Source organism: Pontibacillus sp. HN14, from assembly GCF_021129245.1.
In the GTDB taxonomy this organism is placed as follows: domain Bacteria; phylum Bacillota; class Bacilli; order Bacillales; family BH030062; genus Pontibacillus.
Genome location: NZ_JAJOLR010000006.1, coordinates 89486 through 109065 on the forward strand (window position 1 = coordinate 89486; position 19580 = coordinate 109065).

A 19580-nucleotide genomic window follows, 5' to 3' on the forward strand; every position below is an offset into this window, starting at 1 on the left:
GACAGTTTAACTGTCTCCCTCTTCATTAACTTCTGCTTTTGAAGCTCCGCCAAAGGCTTCTGGTAACATCTTAAAGCCTTCGATCTCTGCGTCTTCTTCTAGCTCAATCATTAGATAACGTCTTCCGTCGAAGTTGACTTGTTTGACGTGCTCTAAGTCTTGAGGACTGATTGAAATATTGGCGAGCTTTGTATTGATTTTAATGGATTTTGATTTGTATTTCGGTACAATACTGCTTGCTTTTAATTCATAGTTATCGTTTTCTGTGTACTTCTTAAAGGATTCTTTAATCTTCTCAGAATCAATTTTCTCTTGTTCGACACCGCTCATTGTGAGGACCCGTTCAACGTCTTTGTAATCGAGCTTCGGAGGCTCATCCCCCTCCTCGTGATCTTCAACAACCTGGTTAACCTCCCGGTAGACGTTTCCAAGCGTAGAGGGATTCATTTGGTCCCCAACAACATCACGAATGACTTCCTCAAAGACCGCCTTATCTTCCATCGCTGTCATCGGCTCTTCTCCGTTTAACACTTCTTCTACGAAATGAAGATCCGGCTCATGAGCTTTTCCAGAAGCATAAAGAATATGGTTCACATCAGCTGTGTGATTCGTGAACGTAGGGAAGAGGAAACCTCCCATTGGGGTATTCAGATCAACCACAGGGTCGACTTCGATGTTGTACTTAAATTCTTTCTGCACATAGTCAAATTGATATTCTTTCTTAGGGTCTTGTGTTTTATTTACGCTACAGAGAATGAAGGGATGAGAGTAGACGGTATCACGATCGCTTTCTTCCGATTCTCCACCGCCTCTGCGTGTCGGTTTCAGATATTCTGCCCGGACGAACGTAATGACGACATCATGTTCATAGGGGCGTTCTGCGATCATTTTCTCTGTCATATAGAGCATTTCCTGCATCCAGTCCTGAACATTATTGGTTAAGAGGCCTTTATGTAGGATGAGCTGCGCATGGTTTTCGGCCTCTCTTTGAAACTTAAGTTCAAATAATTTCTCATCAAGCTGTCCTGTGAGCAATTTCTTGAAGTTGTTCATAAATAATTCCTGCTGTTCTCGCTCTAGCAGTTCAAAGGGCTGGCTCTGGTGGTGATAGATCTCAGTTGTTTCCCTCATAATATAGACGTTAAAGATGTTCTGGATCTTTAATAGGTCATTATCGACTTTCAGCTGCCGGCGAATTCCGGCGATATCCTTCTTATCCATCGGTCGTTCACTCCTACGTGGTTGTGCTTATAATAGTATATTTTAACATAGCTTACTCCCTTAAAAGAGGTAGAATCTCATAGAAATAGAAGATATAATACGAGTAGGACATAGGCCGAAGTAGTCGCGTGAGAGGAATAGATGGAAGAGGGGTGCTGTGCCTTCTTCCATCTATTTTTCTTTTCGTTTTTTCACATGAAATGAAAGGGAGAGGCTTTAATGGATTTCTTTACAAGAATGGAAGAGGCAACAGGAGTTCGATTGAATGAGGTGCAACAAGAGGCTGTCGTGCATACGGATGGCCCTCTGCTGCTGTTAGCTTCGCCAGGGTCAGGGAAGACAACAACTCTTAATATGAAGATCGGGTACTTGTTACTAGAGAAGAAAGTTAGGCCGGATCGCATTATGGCGATTACGTTTAGTAAGCAATCGGCTCAGGATATGTCAGAGCGTTTTGATGAGTTTTTCTCTGAATTAACGAATGATAAAGTTCATTTCTCCACCATTCACAGCTTCGCTTTCAAGGTGGTCCGGGAGGCTTTAAGGAAAGAAGGGCAAGACTTTCAGCTAATCGAAGGACAGATTAATGAGGGCGAGTGGAAGAAAGGATTTGACGGTCAACATGTGCCGCTCCATAAGAAATTTATCCTGAAGAAGCTCTTTGAAGATGAGAACGGGACACAAATCTCTGATGATGAGATGGACGAGCTGATGACCTATATTAGTTTTGTGAAGAATCGCATGCTTACCGGGAAAGAGCTTTATAAAGTGAAAGCGAACGTGAAGAATGCAGCTTCTATTTACGAATCGTATGAGCGGTTTAAGAAGGAGTATACCCACTCCCTGTTGCTCGACTTTGACGATATGCTCACCTATTGTCATCAGAGTTTGTTGGATGACCCTGAGATTCTAAATCGATATCAGCAACAGTTTGAGTATATCTTAACGGATGAGAGTCAGGATAATTCCGTCGTTCAGCATGAGATTGTTGAACTGCTTGCTAAGCCTCAAGATAACTTATGTGTCGTAGCCGACGATGACCAGTCGATCTTCATGTGGCGGGGGTCTGATGTGACGAAGCTTCTTCAATTTGAGAAGACGTATCCTGATGCTACGGTCTTGACGATGTCACAGAATTATCGGTCATCTGTTGAGATTGTTGAAGTCTCTAATCAGTTTATTAAGCGGAATCAGAACCGATTTCACAAAGAAATGTTCACAGAGAACCCTTCAGCTAACCCGATTGCGATTAAAGCAATGCGTAGCTATGAGGACCAGCTGAAGTATGTAACGGAGCAGGTGAAAAAGAGCAGCCCAGAAGAAGAGGTCGCTGTTCTGTATAGAAATAACGCCTCTGCTGTGCCCCTTGCTGATAAGCTCAGTAAAGCTGGGATCGACTTCTACATGAAAGATATTGATGCGAAGTTCTTCAAGCACTGGATTGTTGAGGACATTCTGAACTTCATGAGGCTTACGTACAATGATCGCCGGGCGGATATTCTAGAAAGAATTCATACGAAGTTTAATGCGTATATCACCAAGAGGCAGATCGCGTTTCTTAAGAATCGACAAAGTCAGGAATCCGTATTTGATCTCCTTCTTGAAACAGAGCTTCCTTCTTATCAGAAGAAAAACGTGACCCAGGCGAAGAAGCTATTCGCTGAAATGAACAAGATGGAACCAGCCAGAGCGATCCGTGTTATTCGTGACAGACTCGGATACGATAAAGCGATTCAGAAGATGGTAGAGAAGTTTGGCTTTAACGGGGAACATCTATTTACGGTTCTAGATACGCTTGAGGAGATTGCAGAAGGTCTGGGTTCTTTAAAAGGATTCGCTGACCGTTTGAAAGAACTTGAGCAGTTGGTCCAGACATCTAAATATAATAAACAGACGTGTTCGCTTACGCTGACAACGTTCCATAGTGCAAAAGGGCTTGAGTATGACAAAGTGTATATGATCGACTTGATTAACGGAGTGGTACCTTCTAAAGATGATATGGACCAGTACCGTAAGAAGGAATATGGGCCGATGGAGGAAGCGGTGCGTCTCTTCTATGTAGGGATGACCCGTGCCAGAACGCATTTGGAGCTGTTAACCTATGGCTATAAAGGGCAAGAACGTGTGTCAGAGTCCCAGTTCGTCACAAATGTAAGGCGTATTGCCAAGTTCCCTGATGAGAAGAGAGCTGTGACAAGACGGAAAAAGCCAGCCCCTGATTTATCAGATGAGAGCTTACTTGGCTGGGATGAAATTGAGGTCGGAAAGTCAGTGGAGCATCAGAAATTTGGTGCTGGTGTGATTAAAGAGTATGGTGGAGATGCCATTACGATCCAATTTGACGAGATTGGCTATAAAGAGTTTAATGCGGAGATTTGTATTGATAATGGGATTTTACGTAAACGAAGTTAGGGCTTCCTGTAATGAGGAAGCCCTTTTTTTATGGGATTAATTTTGTTCTGGATTCTTTGATTTGCGTGCGCGTTTAGCTGATTCTTTGTGTGCTTTATTCGCTGCAGCACTTCCGAATTCGCCCGCCACTTCCTGCCCGAATTCTACATCCATTTTCTTCGGTTCAAATCCTTTTTTATGCTTTTGTTCTGCGTCATGCTTCTTTGTTTTCTTTGCCATGGTTGATTCCCTCCTTTTGTTCAGCTTTAGTATGTTTTCTCTGACAGTGGTTTATACAGAAGCTTTCCGTTATCAAAAGAAGGAGAATTCGTTATAATGGGATTTAAAGGAATAATATTACAGAAGGCTGATAACGTTTTACGAATACATAAGGAAAGGGATTGGGCGGAATGAGTATTGGGGCCATGATTCATATCGTAGTGATTGGACTTTTGTTTGTTACCTCGGTTTATGCTGGGAACTGTGTGAAGGAACGATCAGATGGCGTGAGAGGTGCGCTCGTAAGTGGAGCGATTCCTGTCCTATTCTATCTGTTGTTCACCTATAGTCCTGCTCTTTTGCTTTCCCCGTTCTTTGTCCTCATCATGGTGATGACGTGGAGAAGAACAGACACGGCCTAACTACAACACGGAACGGACCTCGGTTGCTAAGGTTTTCCCTTAGCAACCGAGGTCTTTTGACTATGGAGCGAATGAGAATAAAAAGTTGAATAACCTGCAACTTTTTCCAAATGAAATACGTGGTTAGGTCAGAAGGGAGGGGAGCCATGGAGATAGAGGAGTACTATGAACAATATGTAAAAGATGTGTACCGATATATCTTATCGATGTGTGGCGACCCTTACCTTGCAGAAGATGTCACGCAAGATACGTTTATCAAGGCTTTTCAATCTCTTGGAGCGAACCCGCCAATGCGGGTGAAGCCTTGGCTGTTTACGATCGCTTACAGAGTCTTTGTAGACAATCACCGGAAAACGAAGCGGATCCATCCAAAAGACCCAAGCGATTTCAGGACTTTGGCTGATTCCGTAACAACGGAAGATCAAGCGGTAGATCGCTCGAAGCAGGAGGTCTTCTACGAGTTGTTACAAGAGCTGCCAGACAATCAGAGACAAGCGATTCTGTTGGTGGATGTGAATGAATTGTCGATTAAGGAAGCTTCACAAGTCTTATCGATCAAAGAAAATACATGTAAGAGTCATCTGTTCCGCGGACGGACGAAGATAAAGAAGTGGATTCATGAAAGGTGGGAGGAAGATGACGGATGATTTTAAAGAGCGTCTACGGCGCTATCAGGAAGGGGAATTATCGAAAGAGGAAGAAGACGAAATGGAGCAAGATTTGGATAAGTTTGATGTGTATCAATCATTTCTTGAGGAGCAGTCAGAAGAGAAAGAAGAGCCTTTTATTAATAGTCAGGAAGTCATCCGGAAGGGATGGTTCTACCAGCGCTTTTCCCTGATTGCGACTGTACTGACGGTTTTACTCCTCATTATCCCAGTTCTTGAATTAGGCAGTAAGATGTATTATGTCGGGAAAGCAGGAAAGCTTGTTGATCTCACAACGAAAACCATTTATCTGACAGAACCGAATGTCACCATTGATGACGATCGTCTGGACGTTCGCGCCAGATTCTTTAACCTTACGTTTTCCCTTGATCTCTACAAACAAATAGGCGGGGAGAAGGTTCGGATTGGAGATTGGGATGTGCTTTATGAGCTCGATAAGGTGGATTATCCTGATTATCCGGACCGGGAGTATGTGATTGGGGATCCACCACTTGATATCCCCCATCCAGAAGAGAAAAAGCTTTATCATCCTGATGACCCTGCACCCAATTCTGATTGGGAGCGCTTAGAAGCATTGCCTGATGGCACGGTAGCTGAAGTATATGTATCCTTTGATCAGCTTTATGAGGAAGGAGAAGTATTGAACCTACTTGGGTCCATGCGAAGTGAATGGCAGTGGTTTGCTGTTAACACAGGTCTTGAGGCAAGTGGTAAAAGCACAGAAGGCGGCTATCTAACGCCAATTGGTTATCCAACGGATTCAAACGAGCGGGTATGGTCCCCCCGTGAAGGAATCGATGATAATGGCAGCTCGAACAAGGAGCAATTCCTCCGGGTTATGAGGGAGTTAGAACAGTATGAAGAACAGGCAACAGATATAGCCAGGACCAAGTGGCTTGACCTTAAAGAACGGAATGATTACCTAGACAAGAACGGCGTTACAATCTATGGCGGTGTCGTGACAGGACCTGTAGAAGAATTGCTGTCTTTACGTGACAAAAAGGAAATTCAGCATATGAAAGTCGGGGAGGTGCGCTTATGGAATTACGATTGAAAAAAGGCTCTTCTAATGAAACGCGCTTTGGGATGGTATCCATCATCCTAGCCCTTATCTTCTTAGTGTTTCTGAACGCTTTGGTGCTAACGGATCGTATGATTCTTCCGGGTGCTTTGTTCATGCCATTACCTGGTATTGGGATCGTTTTTGGATTAATTGGGCTGATTAGGTTGAGAAAGAAATTCTCTTATTCTGTCTTTGGAATTCTGTTGAACGGTGCTTGCTACGTTATTTTATTCTTATATTTTGTGGCCAGTTTATCCGTTTATCCAATTCCCTAATGGTGAGGGAACTTTTTAGAGGAGGGTAAGCTTTGAATAAAAGAGCTTTTCATATCTATAATATACTGGTTTTACTGGTGCTTCTTTGTTTCAATCTTCTCGTTTTATTTGCGTTTGGGATAGGTGAAGGTGGTATAGATGTTGCGGCAATGGTCGCGCTCGTGTTCTCATTTTTGCTTTGGGGCGTATTTTATTTCATTCAATTTGTTCGAAACGAGAAAGTATGGAGAATAGCCTGGTTCTGTATTATGGTGGTTGTCCTGTACTTGTGGGAAACAGGGTATGGGGCCTGGGTTGGCAGGGTGATCTTTTAAAGGATTATAGCCGTTGTGTGAATAGATGCCTATTTCTCCGCTTAAATCATTCAATATCGGGTAATGGAATTAAATAAGTCCATACTGAAGATGAGATGATTGATTGGAGGAAGAAACGATGAAGAAAATGAACCGAGGAATTCTGACCGCGATCTCATCCATTGGAATCGCACAGGCACTTAAGATCCTGACCCATAAGAAGCTTTCAGGAAAATGGGATGTAACGCAGGTTGCCACAACAGGCGGGATGCCAAGCTCACACTCTGCCGGCGTGTGTGCGCTCGCCACATACTTAGCTTCTCATAAAGGAACACGTCACACCGAAACAGCTCTAGCAACCGTCTTCGGAGCAATTGTCATGTATGATGCACAAGGCATTCGCCGCCACACTGGTGAAATTGCACGCCTTGTTAATGAATTAGAAGATAGTTTTGCCTCTTTAGCTGGTGACTTTCCTAGCTTTGAATTTGTAGAACGTGAGAAAGAATTAAAAGAACTTCTCGGCCACCAACCTGTTGAGGTACTAGGTGGAGCCATCTTAGGATGTTTACTAGGCTTTGGTTCTGCGAAACTGGAGAAGTAATGAACGTATACGGAACCTCTCATACACACGTATGGGAGGTTTTTTTAGTAAGAGGAACCATATCTATAGGAAATGTCAATATATATCAGAATCGGAAGCGCTATCAAATTCTATATATGACAAAATCGTGAGAACAGTTGCTGATTAGAGGAAACAAGCATATGATTATATGTGAAATAGTTCACAAGTTAATTGAGGTGGTGGTTAACATGGAGGAGAAAACGATTGACCTACTTATAGAAAAAGCATTAGGGAAGAAAGAAATGGTGGAGGTGAGCCCGAGTCATTATTTAATAAGGGCGGCGCTCGCAGGCATATATATTGGATTTGCACTTATTCTATCTTTTCAATTGGCCCAACCGTTCTATGAACAGCATGCACCTTCAACCTATTTGATAAACGCTTTGTTCTTCGGGATTGCCTTTTGCTTAATTATTTATGGCGGTTCAGAACTCTTTACATCCAATACGATGTATATGACGGTGTCTTCATTAAAGAAAGAAACCACCTGGGTGGATACGCTAAAGGTGTGGGGCTACTGTTATGCCGGAAATGTGGTCGGCATCCTATTCTTTACCGGAATGATCTACATGACAGGCTTACTTCAAACAATTCTGCCAGACGAATCCTTGCTCATTGCAGCTGCCGAGAAGAAAATGAACGTCCCGACTTCTCAACTATTCTTCCGCGCCATCTTAGCAAACTGGCTTGTGTGTTTAGCCGTATGGCTTCCAATGCAAGTCAAAGAAGATATCTCAAAGATTCTCTTGATGATGCTTCTCGTGTTCACCTTTTTCATTTCAGGCTATGAACACAGCATTGCCAACATCGCCTTATTCTCACTAGCCCTCTCATCCCCTCACACAGCACTCGTGAGCATGGGAGGATTCATCCATAACCTAATCCCTGTCACCCTTGGCAACATCATCGGAGGTGGTTTCTTTGTCGGAGCCGTCTACGTCTACTTAAATCAGAAAAAACAACCAGCTCCAATGTCCATAAAAGCACTAAAGCCATTAAAAAAACGCCCATCCAAAACCTCGCATGTTTAAGTTAGATCTAGAGGGGGAGAATACTCTTTTTACTTTCGCTTGAGTAAAAGGTTGAATAACTGGTGATTTTCAAGGTATGCCTACAGCTGTGGGGACGCTCGTAAAACTATAGTCAGGGGTGTCTGGGGAACGGGGAGACTCCTACGGGAGAGAGAGGTAGACGAGACCCCGGAATGAGCGTAGCGATTGAGGAGGAACATATAAGGAAGCGGAAGTTCGACTAAAACCGTCACGTCCTGTGACAACGTCGAACGACCCCACCTCGTGTGGGGCCCGTGGAAAGCGAGTCGTTCCCCAGACACCCCAACCTCTCATCAAACATAGCGTTCCCAACCCCATAAAATGTATTATATTCAAGCTTCCTAAATGGAGCATGAATATATAAATAACTTTGTTTCACCAAGTTTTAACATTATTATTTAAAAATAATGGAAACAGCGTTATAATAGCTGTGGGAGAAATGAATAAACTTTTCTCCAATAATAGAAAACCACAAGTACTGTCTACCGAAGCCATCGAAGGTCAGCCTTCTTTGGCTTTTTTGAACGCTCCAATTCAACTCACATGCAGCTTCGGCAATCTTTTGTTTAGCTTATTTTCTCAAGTGGTATATCGAAGAATAATAGAAACTGCAAGAGAAAAGGGTTGAGAGAGATGGAAGAGAAGTCTATGCAAGCTGAGTTAGCGAGTTATACCGGAAAGCTTTTACGAGAGCATTATGGCAAAGGGCCGGCTTCGGTCTATGTTTCCATTAAGCATCCGTTTATTACATTTTATCTTCGGGATTTCCTCACCCCAACAGAACGAGTGCTTCGTACTCAAGGGCACGATCAGAAGGTCGAAGAGACACGAGATCTCTTAATGAAGCAGGTGTTGCATGAATTAAAAGCCACCATAACCGTGGTAGCTGACCTGCATGTAGAGAACCTATATTATGACTGGTCATTAGAAAATCGGACAGGAGTGATCCTCGGCGTCCTGTCAGAAGATAAAACGAACAAAGATGAATCGTTTGCCGAATATCCGGCAAAAGATAAGCTGCATAAAGAAATTAATCGTGTAAGCGCACAAGTAGAAAAAGAACCGGAAGAGACCAATTCTCTCTATTTAAATGATCGAACGCTCGTTATTCAACGAAAAGGAATTCTAGTAGATATTGAGAGAGAATTAATTCGTTCTGGTTATGAGCAGCCGCTGCGTTTAAGTAAACGAAGGTTAGAGAAAGATATGCTCGATCGGAGACTCTATGAATCCATTTTGGATGTTCACATCATGGATACCTTTGTAGATTGGGACTTTCAATTGGATCAGAGTTTTATAACGTTAATCATTCAAAAGAATAAACCGATGTAGGTGGAAATGGGCTAGACAATAGAGCTAGACATAAGCCGAAAAGACGTCATGTGACGTCTTTTCGGCTTTTTTTTGTGGATAAATTGTAAAGAAAGAAAAGGAGTAATAGAACATGTTTGGAATTGCAGGAGCCATTAAACTGATCCTATCAGCATTTATTATTTTGCCCGTTGTATCAATCATTCGGGAAGGAGGTTATTTAATTGCTAGTTATTTATTAGGGGCGAGCAGTTCGAAAGTGACAGTTGGCTGCGGTCCGAAAGTCTTTCAGCTAGGGGTTTTTGAAGTTCGTCGTTATTACTTTATGTACAGCTGGTGTAGCTATGATTCTTTGAAATTCGATAAGAAATGGGCGCACATTGTGATTTATTCAGCCCCTATTATGAGTAACATCATTGTTGCGATTGGAGTTAACGCTCTTTTAGCAGTCGATGGCATTCCCATGGAATCGTTCTGGACGCAGTTTATTTTCTATGCGTTTTATTTTGTCTTATTTGACTTTCTTCCTGTTTATTATCCAGATGGACAGCCGAGTAATGGAAGGGTGATTTACGATTTGGTTCGTCATAACAAATTCCCGGACTTTGAAAAAGAGGGATGATAAGACTTTTTTTCAAGTGGACGACCTCTAAACCTCCTGACCTGGGCATAAAGTGTAAAGAATAGCCTGGATAGGAGGAACATCAATGTGGAATTCGAATGGGTATTATGATCCTTATCAAATTCAAGCTCCTTATGATAACCAATTACGACAAGGATGGCAGGGAGGGAATGTGCCCTATCAACAACCTTATTATGAACCTTCAACAACCTATGGGTACCAGCCTCCTGTAGAGCCGTATACAGAACCTGCTTATCGGGCCAGCTGGAAGTCATGGGAAGACTTAGGTTCCCCGCCAAGAGGAATGAAGGGCGCACCTGCTGTGGCTTCCTGGCAGCCTAATCGTTTGGACTGCTTCGTGCGGGGCGAGGATAACGCCATGTGGCACAAATGGTGGGATGGTTCGCGCTGGAGGGAATGGGAGAATCTCGGCGCCCCACGAGGCGGGCTAAGAAGTTATCCGGCGGCTGTATCATGGGGTGCCAATCGAATTGACTGTTTCGTACGTGGTAGAAATGACCGCATGTGGCATAAGTGGTGGGATGGTTCACAGTGGAGAGGTTGGGAAGACCTTGGCGCCCCTCCTAGAGGGATGAAAGGCGCACCGGCAGTAGCTTCCTGGCAGTCGGGACGCCTGGATTGCTTTATTCAAGGTGAGGATAATAATATGTGGCACAAATGGTGGGATGGCGCCACTTGGAGTCAATGGGAAGATCTTGGCTCTCCGCAAGGTGGATTACGTGATGCTCCAGGTGCTGTATCATGGGGACCCAATCGAATTGACTGTTTCGTACGTGGTCGTAACGACAAACTGTGGCATAAGTGGTGGAACGGGGCCGCTTGGAGCGAGTGGGAAAATCTTGGTGCCCCGCGTGGAGGGTTTGAAAATGCTCCGGCAGCGTCCTCCTGGTCATCGAACCGACTGGATGTCTTCGTCCGCGGAGACAATAATAGCTTGTGGAAGAAGACATGGAAAGCGACAAAGTGGAGTGATTGGAAGGACCTTGGCTCTCCTCAAGGTGGCGTCCGTTCAAGTCCGGGCGCGGTATCCTGGGAAAGAAAACGAGTCGATTGCTTCGTAAGAGGAAGAAACGACAACATGTGGCATAAGTGGTATTCCTAAATAGAAAAGCCTGCAGCTCTATGTGGAGTAGCAGGCTTTTTTCGTTTGTGTGTCTAGAATTCCGGGTCTGACGTCGAGAAAAGAATCGGCGACGACTAGAATATTGAGCCTGACATCGAGAAAAGAATCAGCGGCGACTAGAATATTAAGCCTGACGTCGAGAAAGCAGCCAGGGACGACTAGAATATTGAGCCTGACGTCGAGAAAGGAGTCAGGGATGTCTGGAATGTTGAGCCTGACGTCGAGAAAAGAGTCAGTGATGTCTAGATTTTTGAGTCTGACGTCGAGAAAGCAGCCAGGGACGTCTAGAATATTGAGCCTGACGTCGAGAAAGGAGTCAGGGACGACTAGAATATTGAGCCTGACGTCGAGAAAGCAGCCAGGGACGTCTAGAATATTGAGCCTGACGTCGAGAAAGGAGTCATTGACGTCTAGAATCCTGAGCCGGACGACTAAAAAGAAGCCCGTCATGTCTAGAATCAAAGGCCTGACATCTAGAAAAGCGCATTACGTGGTTTTTCTATGAATTATCGACCCTCTTGAAGGGGAACGATTTGCCCTCTTATTTCACCCGAGAGGTTCTGTTCGGTGTGAACGTTTACGTATGTTAATTCTTTTTTCATGCAGTCGAGAAGATCGGCAATAGAGTGAATTCCGACGTCATTTTTCACAATGTCTTCATCCTTTAGGATACCTGTTACCACGCCTTTTTGAGTCGATATTCCATTTTGATTTGGAAGTGTTTCAAGGTCTGCGCCGAATAAGAACGCAACTACGGGGCCGTTCTGCTCTCTGTTACCAAAATGGATGTGGGCTTGAACAAAATTTTCGATATCTTCTATTTTTAAAACGAATTTAATTTTCGTGTCATGCTTGTTTGAAGCAAATTTTGCAATTCCAGATGCATGGGTTTCGACAGGTGGAACTTCATTTTTCCCTTTTAATCGTGCCTTAAATAATTTATCCATATCAACGCCTCCTTTAGTGAACGCTCTTATCTTATTCACTGGGCGCGAGATGGTGTTTGTATATTATAGAAGAGGAGTCTTATATGCTTTTTAGAAGTAAATCGACTTCTTCAAGGACAGCTTCCCAAGCTTCTGTTTTGGTGTCTGTCAGCATAAAATGTTCAGCTTCTGTCAGCTCCACAAACTTCACAAACTCAGCGAGTTCTTCAGCGTGTCGCTGGTAACGAGAGCTGATTCCAATAGGGACATGGATATCCAATGATCCGTGAATAAGCACATGTGGAACCTCAATAGGAAGTAGTTCAAGAGGTGAAGCTGCTTGCAGACGCTCCCGTACTTCTTCTGGTTTTCCTTTTAATAAGTCGGCCACCGGGTTGTTGGGTTCTGATCCCATGGACGCGTCTCTGAAATGATGGACAGTATACATTGTTTCAGGATCTACAACTCCAGCAAGGCTAATGGCTCCTGCAACAGGGTGAGGATTCTCGCAGTAAAGTTCACTAGTCGCAGGAATCTTATGGCGTCCAGCGAGCCACATAGCTAAATGACCACCAGCTGAATGGCCAATAGTGATCGTTTTGTCTATATCCAGATTATAGTCTTGTGCAAGGTTTTTAACGTAATCATGAGCCCTTCCAACGTCCAGGAGGGTGTTGGGCCAGGCTCCATCATCTTGTCCAACTCGGCGGTACTCAATATTCCAAGTGGCGTAACCGTGAGCGGTTAAATCTTCTGCTGCGTCTGTCATGAGTTCTAGTGTAAAGGGTTCTCTCCAGAATCCTCCGTGAATAACAACGGCAACAGGGTGAGGACCTTCTCCCTCAGGGATTCGAAGTTCTCCGTATTGATCCTTTTGTTCTCCGTAAAAAATTTTCTTCATCGTACCACCTCTTTATTTTTTATAGGGGTATTATCTCACAGATCACCGAGAAAAAGGGAAGATTGGACGGTATAAAAGATTTAATTTTCTGATTACTTATTGACTTTCCTTTTCTTTCAAGATAAGTTAGTAAGTAAATGATGTAACGAAAAAAAATTATTCGGAATTTAAGTGCAATACGATTCATTCTGTCTGCCGGGTTTTGGGATTCTAAACGAAAATGGGGGAAGATCTATGATTTTGCACAAAAATGAAAGCGCTTCAAAAAATGATAGGGAACACGTTCAGCTTGCTGGATTGAAGAAAACCGTAGAACGAGTGTATGAGAATGTGCCTTTTTATCGTGAAAAGTTTGAGGCATTAGGCCTAAAGCCGAGTGATATTCAAACTCTTGAGGATGTTCAAAAGCTACCGTTTTTACAGAAAAAAGATCTTCGCGCCCACTATCCATTTGGGTTATTCGCAGTCGACCAAAGTGAAATTGTGCGTTTGCATGCTTCCTCTGGGACAAGCGGAAAGCCTACCGTTGTGGGGTACACAAAGAACGATGTTCAGATGTGGTCGGATCTTGTAGCGCGTGCGATCTCCTTAGCGGGAGGAAAGAAAGGGGAAATCCTTCATAATGCGTATGGCTATGGATTGTTCACTGGGGGACTGGGTCTTCATTTCGGAAGTGAAGAGCTGGGCATGGCCACGGTACCTGTATCTGGAGGGAATACCGAAAGACAAATCACTTTGATTGAGGACTTTAAACCAACCGTCATCTGCGGCACACCTTCTTATATGTTAAATATTGCAGAGCGTATGGAACTAATGGGGAAAGACCCTCGTGCCACGTCCATTAAGTACGGCATATTCGGAGCTGAACCGTGGTCTGAGGAGATGAGGCGTACCCTTGAAGAGAAATTCGATATCAAAGCTTGTGATATTTATGGACTGAGTGAAGTGTTAGGTCCTGGGATAGCTATGGAATGTCACGAAGCACAGGAAGGGCTTCATATTGCAGAGGACCATTTCTTAGTAGAAGTTATTGATCCGGAAACAATGCAACCTGTTCCGGATGGAGAAGACGGAGAGTTGGTCTTTACAAGTTTAACGAAAGAGGCCTTCCCTGTTATCCGTTACCGGACAGGCGATATCGCATCAATTACCCATGAGCCTTGCGCATGTGGTCGGACGACAGCACGCATGTCGAGAGTAAAAGGACGGATTGATGATATGTTAATCATCCGTGGCGTAAATGTATTCCCGTCTGAGATCGAACATTTCCTATTGCAAGTAAAAGGAATTGTGCCTCATTATCAGCTCCATTTAATGCGAAAGGGGAGCCTGATGCAAGTTGAACTACAGGTAGAAGTGGATGAGGCGTTTTATGGAAGTATTGATGGGGATCTGAAGCATGAGAAATGTGATACCTTATCCAAACAAATCCGAACGATTATGAAGAATAATTGCCTTGTCTCAGTAGACGTTCGTGTGAATAAACCGAACTCCATCCCTCGCTCAGAAGGGAAAGCCGTGCGAGTCGTAGAACAGATGATGAGCTAATTTTATATCGCAAAAAGTAAAAGCCTAAATCGACAAAGATTTAGGCTTTTTACATGCTATAAAATTTTGCTTAAGAAGGATTGTGTTCTGGAGTTCTGTGGGTCATCGAAGATTTGAGAAGGCGATCCGTTTTCCATAATAATGCCTTCATCCATAAAGAGCACGCGGTCACCGACTTCTCGGGCGAAGCCCATCTCGTGTGTCACAACGACCATTGTCATACCTTCAACAGCCAGGTCTTTCATTACCTGGAGAACATCCCCGACTAGCTCTGGGTCAAGAGCAGATGTCGGTTCGTCAAAGAGCATAACTTTTGGATTCATGGCGAGAGAACGAGCGATGGCGACACGCTGCTTCTGCCCGCCTGATAAGCTCTCAGGATACACATCCGCTTTGTCTCCAAGACCAACCTTTTCAAGGAGAGAGTGTCCTGTTTTGTCCGCTTCGCTTTGAGACAACCCCTTTACTTTAATGGGGGCCAATGTAATGTTCTCTAATACGGTTTTATGAGGAAATAAATTGAAGTGCTGAAACACCATTCCGACCTGGGAGCGAACGGCATTAATATCTACTTTTGGATCTGTTAGGACGTCACCATCGATGACGATTTCTCCTGATGTGACCTCTTCTAAAAGATTCAAACACCTTAAGAATGTACTCTTACCAGAGCCAGATGGGCCTATGACACAGACCACTTCACTTTCTTCTACTTTCGCATCTATTCCTTTTAAGACTTCTGTTTTACCAAATGATTTGTGGAGATCTTTTACGGTAATCATTTATACGTCCAGCTTCCTTTCTAATCTTCTTAAGTAAAATGAGGCAGGTATTGTAATGCATAGGTATAAGAGGCAAACTACTATTAACGTTTGGAAAGGTGTATACGTTATGTTGTAGTACTGCTTACCAAGGTATAGAAGCTCCCCTATGGCAATAACGGAAAATAAAGAGGTATCTTTCAGACTAATTACGAACTGGTTTCCAAGAGGCGGAATCATTCGTTTAAAAGCCTGAGGCCATACAATATGGCGCATCGTTTCACGTTCACTTAATCCTAGTGCTCGTCCAGCTTCACGTTGCCCTTTATCAATTGAGTGTACCGTACCACGAACGATCTCAGCAATATATGCACCGGCATTTATGGCGATTGCAATAATTGCAGTAGGCAGCGCGGCAATGTTAAAGCCAATAATATCTTCTGTTAGACCTGAGTAGATAAAGAGAATCTGTGCGAGCATCGGAGTTCCTCGTACAATCTCTACAAACCACAGAGCAGGTATGTTCACCCATTTCTTCTTAGATAAACGCCCGAGTCCAACGATGGCACCAATGATAAATCCGAAAAATAAACCAGCTAATGTAATTCCTAGTGTGAGTAATATTCCTTCAGGAAAGACAGCCTGAAAACTACGAACGTAGTGAGAATCCATAAAAGCTTCAAACATGATTTAATCGCTCCTTAATTAAGTACGAAATAGAAAAAAGCGCAACAAGTTCATAACTCGCTGCGCTTTTCATTGTGCCTTCTAAGGTGTTATGAACCTAAGTGTTCTATTACTCTGGCTTTTTGCCGAAGTATTCTTCATAGATTTCGTCGTATTTTCCGTTTTCTTTTAGAGTAGCGAGTGCTTCATTTACAGGTTCTACAAGGTCAGATCCTTTCTCCATTGCAATACCATAAGACTCACCTTGAAGCGTTTCTCCAACTGTTTTTAGCTCATCTTTGCCGCTTTCTTTAATGTAGAATTCAACGTTTGGCTTGTCATATAAAGATGCATCTACACGACCGTTTCGAACGTCCATGTATGCGTTGATAATTTGAGGGAAGGCTTTGATTTTAGCATCTGTATTTTCTTTTAAGTATGCCTCACTTGTTGTCCCTGTCTTAACGCCGACTTCTTTTCCATCAACATCATCAATCGATTTAATCTCATCGTTATCACTTTGAACCATTAAAATTAAACCAGAATCGTAATATGGATCTGAGAAATCAATGCTTTCTTTTCGCTCTTCCGTAATGGAGATCCCTGCAATAGCAAGTGGGTAACGTCCGGACTGCATTCCTGTAATCAGTCCATCAAATTGCATGGACTTAAATTCGACGTTAAAGCCAGCTTCATCCGCAATCGCCTTCATTAAATCAATATCAAAGCCTTTCATCTCTCCACTGTCTGGATCTTTATATTCAAAAGGCTTAAAGTTTGCATCTGTGGCAACGGTGTAGGTCTCTTTTTCTCCTGAATCGCCGCCGCTGTCCCCGCTATCTCCATTTGTAGAGTCACCGTTTGAATCTGATGAGCTACCACACGCTGCGAGTACAGCAATTGATAGAATTGTGATAAAAAGTGCAAATAAACGTTTCACCTAATGGACATCCCCTTCCAAATTTTATAAGTCTGTATACCAGTATCTCATAATCGTCAGAAAATTTAAATTTCTGTTTGAGGGAGTAATTGATAGAAAAGTCTGAAAAATTAAAGGTGAGCTAAAAATACAGCCGATTTATTTAAAATAGCTTCGAATTCTTTCATTTTTCTACCTTTTATTCATAGTTTACGAGATTTTATCTACAAAAAAGGTTTTTTGGAAGAAATTGTTGAATGATCGTATGGGTGTAATATTTTTTGAGGGGGGCGTAGATTTGGGGAGAACGTTGATCCAGACGTGTTTCATTTGGTTGTTCGTAACGATTGTGCTCATACTCGTGGTCTTGATTCCGAGAGGGAACCCGGAGGTGGACCGTAACCTATCCCGAACAGAGCAGGCTGAACAATACAGGGAAGGGATTACGGATTTCTCTTGGGAAGCATACCGACAAAATGTGACGACACTTCTTCAATATGCATGGGAACATAAGAGTTTAGGGGATACCATTCACACTCACTCGGTAGAATATGAGGTTTGGAGATATTTAAAGAAGAGTTTATGGCTGATCGTTCCGAGTTTTATTATAAGTTCGATTTTGGGTGTGCTAAAAGGAATCTATGATTTTTACGTGAAGCGGAGGCGGTTTAATGTATTGGGGGAAAAAGCGACTGTATTTTTTCTTTCCGTACCGGATTTTTTCTTGTTACTCATGATTCAGGTGGCTCTCATTACGTTTGCGGATTATGGACTTCCGCGTATTAGTTTATATGGAAGTGAGGCTGTTTCGAATAAAGTGGTTGGGATTACTTTTCTGGCTATCTATCCGACCTTTTACATAGCTAGGTTAACGTATTCGAGCTTGGAACAACAATCTACGCAGGATTACATACGCACCGCGTTTAGCAAAGGGACGAACCGTTTCAAAATAGTTTGGAAACACATGCTCAGTAACTGTTGGCTAGCAGTTGTGAGTCATTTGAATACGATTATGCTGTATATTTTGTCGAATTTATTTATCGTTGAGTTAATTACATCTTATCGAGGAGCGGCTTACAGGTTCTATAAAGCCCTCCGCGTCAGAGGTAGCTTTACAGTCGGGAGCCCGCAATCCATAGATACGTCACTTGTGATCGAATATATCATCGTCTTTACAGGGATCGTTCTAATAGTCCAGCTCCTCAGCAAACTAGCTGCTCATCAGCTTTTACGAAGAGGAGGCGAGGCTTCGTGAAATGGAACAAACAGCTAATAGCAGGGTGTATCTTTTTAGTCGGCCTTCTGTTTGTCGCCTTTCTGGGTCCATACCTTCCATTTATCGATGAGAATGTGGAAACGAAAGGGATGATGCGCACAGAGGAGGGAGAAATGACAATTCCTCCATTCCCGCCATCTGGTGAGTATTGGCTAGGGTCGGATCACTATGGGAGAGATATACTAAGTCGCTTGGTGGTCGGTACGAAAGAAGTGTTGGCGGTTGTCTTGTCTGTCGTGCTGATTCGCTATAGTATAGCTATTCCTCTTGGGCTTGGGGCTTTCTATTATCGTCCGGTCCGAGCTTTGTTGCAGTTTTTAAATCAAACTTTATCATTTGTTCCGATGATTTTTATTGTATTGTTTTTCCTTATGTTGCCTTATGTGTATTTCTCCCCCCACCGTACAACCTGGCTCATTATCATTTTGGCCGTGGTGGAAGTAGGGAGAGTGGGTGATGTATTGTATAAGCAAACGGAGGAGATCTCCTATAAGCCATTTATGGATACGGCCATTACTTCAGGGAATACCTCTTTTCAAATGCTGAGGCGATACTATTTCCCTCAACTGTTCCCTCATATGGCTGTAAATGTTTCGTTAGATATTAGTCGAGTCATGTTTGTCATTGGGCAGCTTGGGTTAATTCAAGTGTTTATTAGTCACAAGATTGAAGCTTTGCCATCTGTGACCACACCGGCATATAAGGTCGTAAATACATCGAATGCCTGGCCGGTGCTCTTCCAGCGAGCAACCGCTGATGTGTTCGGAAGCGTTTGGATTCCTTTCGCAGGAGCAGGAGCGATTACCATTTTTGTTGTAGGATTTTATTTGCTAGGCAACGGGATTCGCCACTACTTTGAGAAGCGACAGAGTTATATATGATAGGAAAAGAGAAAAGCTGCCTTCTTTTAGGAAGGCAGCTTTTTGAGGTTGGTGATAGAAAAAGTGCTGGGACGTCTAGAACTGCGATTCTGACGGCTAGAAGGCGTCGCGTGATGTCTAGAAAAGAGACACTGACGACGAGAAAGCGTCGCGGGGTGTCTAGAAAAGAGACACTGACGTCGAGAAAGCGTCGCGGGGTGTCTAGAAAAGAGACACTAACGTCGAGAAAGCGTCGTGTGATGTCTAGAAAAGAGACGCTAACGTCGAGAAAGAATCGCAGGACGTCTAGAATAGAAAGCCTGACGTCGAGAAAGCGTCGCGTGATGTCTAGAAAAGAGACTCTGACGTCTAGAAACACTTTGAGACGTCGATATTCTGGCCAGCGCTTTTCACGATGTC

Annotated in this window: 22 protein-coding genes; 14 read left to right on the plus strand and 8 right to left on the minus strand. The window is 43.4% G+C overall.

Features of this window, described 5'->3' with window-relative positions:
* Positions 1-6: 6 nt before the first annotated feature.
* Positions 7-1221: a DUF4317 domain-containing protein gene (locus tag LQ226_RS16780; protein ID WP_231419163.1), complete on the minus strand. Its 1215-nt coding sequence runs from the start codon at positions 1219-1221 to the stop codon at positions 7-9.
* A 219-nt stretch (positions 1222-1440) separates the two neighbouring features.
* On the opposite strand from LQ226_RS16780, the gene LQ226_RS16785 reads away from it, so the two are divergent.
* Positions 1441-3633 carry an ATP-dependent helicase gene (locus tag LQ226_RS16785; protein ID WP_231419164.1) on the plus strand — a complete coding sequence of 731 codons (2193 nt, stop codon included), beginning with the start codon at positions 1441-1443 and terminating at the stop codon, positions 3631-3633.
* Positions 3634-3669: 36 nt separating this feature from the next.
* Here the strand turns inward: LQ226_RS16785 and LQ226_RS16790 are convergent, their stop codons facing one another.
* A complete protein-coding gene (locus tag LQ226_RS16790) occupies positions 3670-3852 on the minus strand; it encodes a hypothetical protein (RefSeq protein WP_231419165.1) in 183 nt (60 codons plus the stop codon).
* Positions 3853-4037: 185 nt separating this feature from the next.
* On the opposite strand from LQ226_RS16790, the gene LQ226_RS16795 reads away from it, so the two are divergent.
* The 10 genes from LQ226_RS16795 to LQ226_RS16840 all read left to right on the plus strand — a co-directional run bounded on the left by LQ226_RS16795 (position 4038) and on the right by LQ226_RS16840 (position 11285).
* Complete coding sequence (locus tag LQ226_RS16795) at positions 4038-4253, plus strand: hypothetical protein (RefSeq protein WP_231419167.1); 216 nt, start codon at positions 4038-4040, stop codon at positions 4251-4253.
* A gap of 146 nt (positions 4254-4399) precedes the next feature.
* Positions 4400-4900 carry an RNA polymerase sigma factor gene (locus LQ226_RS16800; RefSeq protein WP_231419168.1) on the plus strand — a complete coding sequence of 167 codons (501 nt, stop codon included), beginning with the start codon at positions 4400-4402 and terminating at the stop codon, positions 4898-4900.
* Complete coding sequence (locus LQ226_RS16805) at positions 4890-5975, plus strand: anti-sigma factor (RefSeq protein ID WP_231419170.1); 1086 nt, start codon at positions 4890-4892, stop codon at positions 5973-5975. Before LQ226_RS16800 ends, LQ226_RS16805 begins: the two co-directional genes overlap by 11 nt.
* A complete protein-coding gene (locus LQ226_RS16810) occupies positions 5960-6259 on the plus strand; it encodes a hypothetical protein (protein WP_231419172.1) in 300 nt (99 codons plus the stop codon). Before LQ226_RS16805 ends, LQ226_RS16810 begins: the two co-directional genes overlap by 16 nt.
* Positions 6260-6291: 32 nt before the next feature.
* Positions 6292-6573 carry a hypothetical protein gene (locus LQ226_RS16815; RefSeq protein ID WP_231419175.1) on the plus strand — a complete coding sequence of 94 codons (282 nt, stop codon included), beginning with the start codon at positions 6292-6294 and terminating at the stop codon, positions 6571-6573.
* A gap of 118 nt (positions 6574-6691) precedes the next feature.
* Positions 6692-7156: a divergent PAP2 family protein gene (locus tag LQ226_RS16820; protein WP_231419176.1), complete on the plus strand. Its 465-nt coding sequence runs from the start codon at positions 6692-6694 to the stop codon at positions 7154-7156.
* Between the two features lie 209 nt (positions 7157-7365).
* The gene (locus LQ226_RS16825) at positions 7366-8208 is read left to right on the plus strand and encodes a formate/nitrite transporter family protein (protein ID WP_231419177.1); all 843 of its coding nucleotides are present in this window, start codon (positions 7366-7368) and stop codon (positions 8206-8208) included.
* A 654-nt stretch (positions 8209-8862) separates the two neighbouring features.
* Positions 8863-9561, plus strand: coding sequence for a Na-translocating system protein MpsC family protein (locus LQ226_RS16830; protein ID WP_231419179.1), 699 nt, complete (start codon positions 8863-8865; stop codon positions 9559-9561).
* Positions 9562-9673: 112 nt separating this feature from the next.
* Complete coding sequence (locus tag LQ226_RS16835; protein ID WP_231419180.1) at positions 9674-10162, plus strand: hypothetical protein; 489 nt, start codon at positions 9674-9676, stop codon at positions 10160-10162.
* Between the two features lie 85 nt (positions 10163-10247).
* Positions 10248-11285 carry a PLL family lectin gene (locus tag LQ226_RS16840; protein WP_231419182.1) on the plus strand — a complete coding sequence of 346 codons (1038 nt, stop codon included), beginning with the start codon at positions 10248-10250 and terminating at the stop codon, positions 11283-11285.
* Positions 11286-11303: 18 nt separating this feature from the next.
* Here LQ226_RS16840 and LQ226_RS16845 read toward each other — a convergent pair whose 3' ends face one another.
* The 3 genes from LQ226_RS16845 to LQ226_RS16855 form a co-directional block, all read right to left on the minus strand.
* Positions 11304-11768, minus strand: coding sequence for a hypothetical protein (locus LQ226_RS16845; protein WP_231419183.1), 465 nt, complete (start codon positions 11766-11768; stop codon positions 11304-11306).
* 44 nt (positions 11769-11812) lie between these two features.
* Positions 11813-12253: a CHRD domain-containing protein gene (locus tag LQ226_RS16850; protein WP_231419184.1), complete on the minus strand. Its 441-nt coding sequence runs from the start codon at positions 12251-12253 to the stop codon at positions 11813-11815.
* Positions 12254-12332: 79 nt separating this feature from the next.
* Complete coding sequence (locus tag LQ226_RS16855) at positions 12333-13133, minus strand: alpha/beta hydrolase family protein (RefSeq protein WP_231419185.1); 801 nt, start codon at positions 13131-13133, stop codon at positions 12333-12335.
* Between the two features lie 234 nt (positions 13134-13367).
* Between LQ226_RS16855 and LQ226_RS16860 the strand changes: the two genes are divergently transcribed.
* Positions 13368-14681 carry a phenylacetate--CoA ligase family protein gene (locus LQ226_RS16860; RefSeq protein ID WP_231419186.1) on the plus strand — a complete coding sequence of 438 codons (1314 nt, stop codon included), beginning with the start codon at positions 13368-13370 and terminating at the stop codon, positions 14679-14681.
* A 56-nt stretch (positions 14682-14737) separates the two neighbouring features.
* On the opposite strand, the gene LQ226_RS16865 is transcribed toward LQ226_RS16860, so the two are convergent.
* The 3 genes from LQ226_RS16865 to LQ226_RS16875 all read right to left on the minus strand — a co-directional run bounded on the left by LQ226_RS16865 (position 14738) and on the right by LQ226_RS16875 (position 17045).
* A complete protein-coding gene (locus tag LQ226_RS16865) occupies positions 14738-15460 on the minus strand; it encodes an amino acid ABC transporter ATP-binding protein (RefSeq protein WP_231419188.1) in 723 nt (240 codons plus the stop codon).
* The gene (locus LQ226_RS16870) at positions 15461-16126 is read right to left on the minus strand and encodes an amino acid ABC transporter permease (protein ID WP_231419189.1); all 666 of its coding nucleotides are present in this window, start codon (positions 16124-16126) and stop codon (positions 15461-15463) included.
* A 109-nt stretch (positions 16127-16235) separates the two neighbouring features.
* The gene (locus LQ226_RS16875; RefSeq protein ID WP_231419190.1) at positions 16236-17045 is read right to left on the minus strand and encodes a glutamine ABC transporter substrate-binding protein; all 810 of its coding nucleotides are present in this window, start codon (positions 17043-17045) and stop codon (positions 16236-16238) included.
* Positions 17046-17322: 277 nt separating this feature from the next.
* Between LQ226_RS16875 and LQ226_RS16880 the strand changes: the two genes are divergently transcribed.
* Together LQ226_RS16880 and LQ226_RS16885 are read left to right on the plus strand one after the other, a co-directional pair.
* Complete coding sequence (locus tag LQ226_RS16880; protein ID WP_231419191.1) at positions 17323-18279, plus strand: ABC transporter permease subunit; 957 nt, start codon at positions 17323-17325, stop codon at positions 18277-18279.
* On the plus strand, positions 18276-19181 hold the full coding sequence (locus LQ226_RS16885) for an ABC transporter permease subunit (RefSeq protein WP_231419193.1): 906 nt from the start codon (positions 18276-18278) through the stop codon (positions 19179-19181). Before LQ226_RS16880 ends, LQ226_RS16885 begins: the two co-directional genes overlap by 4 nt.
* The last annotated feature ends 399 nt before the right edge of the window (positions 19182-19580 follow it).

Bases quoted from the DNA above. Each gene is read 5' to 3' on its own strand.
- LQ226_RS16780 (WP_231419163.1), bottom strand. From the start codon at position 1,221: ATGGATAAGAAGGATATCGCCGGAATTCGCCGGCAGCTGAAAGTCGAT.
- LQ226_RS16785 (WP_231419164.1), top strand. From the start codon at position 1,441: ATGGATTTCTTTACAAGAATGGAAGAGGCAACAGGAGTTCGATTGAAT.
- LQ226_RS16790 (WP_231419165.1), bottom strand. From the start codon at position 3,852: ATGGCAAAGAAAACAAAGAAGCATGACGCAGAACAAAAGCATAAAAAA.
- LQ226_RS16795 (WP_231419167.1), top strand. From the start codon at position 4,038: ATGATTCATATCGTAGTGATTGGACTTTTGTTTGTTACCTCGGTTTAT.
- LQ226_RS16800 (WP_231419168.1), top strand. From the start codon at position 4,400: ATGGAGATAGAGGAGTACTATGAACAATATGTAAAAGATGTGTACCGA.
- LQ226_RS16805 (WP_231419170.1), top strand. From the start codon at position 4,890: ATGACGGATGATTTTAAAGAGCGTCTACGGCGCTATCAGGAAGGGGAA.
- LQ226_RS16810 (WP_231419172.1), top strand. From the start codon at position 5,960: ATGGAATTACGATTGAAAAAAGGCTCTTCTAATGAAACGCGCTTTGGG.
- LQ226_RS16820 (WP_231419176.1), top strand. From the start codon at position 6,692: ATGAAGAAAATGAACCGAGGAATTCTGACCGCGATCTCATCCATTGGA.
- LQ226_RS16825 (WP_231419177.1), top strand. From the start codon at position 7,366: ATGGAGGAGAAAACGATTGACCTACTTATAGAAAAAGCATTAGGGAAG.
- LQ226_RS16830 (WP_231419179.1), top strand. From the start codon at position 8,863: ATGGAAGAGAAGTCTATGCAAGCTGAGTTAGCGAGTTATACCGGAAAG.
- LQ226_RS16835 (WP_231419180.1), top strand. From the start codon at position 9,674: ATGTTTGGAATTGCAGGAGCCATTAAACTGATCCTATCAGCATTTATT.
- LQ226_RS16840 (WP_231419182.1), top strand. From the start codon at position 10,248: ATGTGGAATTCGAATGGGTATTATGATCCTTATCAAATTCAAGCTCCT.
- LQ226_RS16850 (WP_231419184.1), bottom strand. From the start codon at position 12,253: ATGGATAAATTATTTAAGGCACGATTAAAAGGGAAAAATGAAGTTCCA.
- LQ226_RS16855 (WP_231419185.1), bottom strand. From the start codon at position 13,133: ATGAAGAAAATTTTTTACGGAGAACAAAAGGATCAATACGGAGAACTT.
- LQ226_RS16860 (WP_231419186.1), top strand. From the start codon at position 13,368: ATGATTTTGCACAAAAATGAAAGCGCTTCAAAAAATGATAGGGAACAC.
- LQ226_RS16865 (WP_231419188.1), bottom strand. From the start codon at position 15,460: ATGATTACCGTAAAAGATCTCCACAAATCATTTGGTAAAACAGAAGTC.
- LQ226_RS16870 (WP_231419189.1), bottom strand. From the start codon at position 16,126: ATGTTTGAAGCTTTTATGGATTCTCACTACGTTCGTAGTTTTCAGGCT.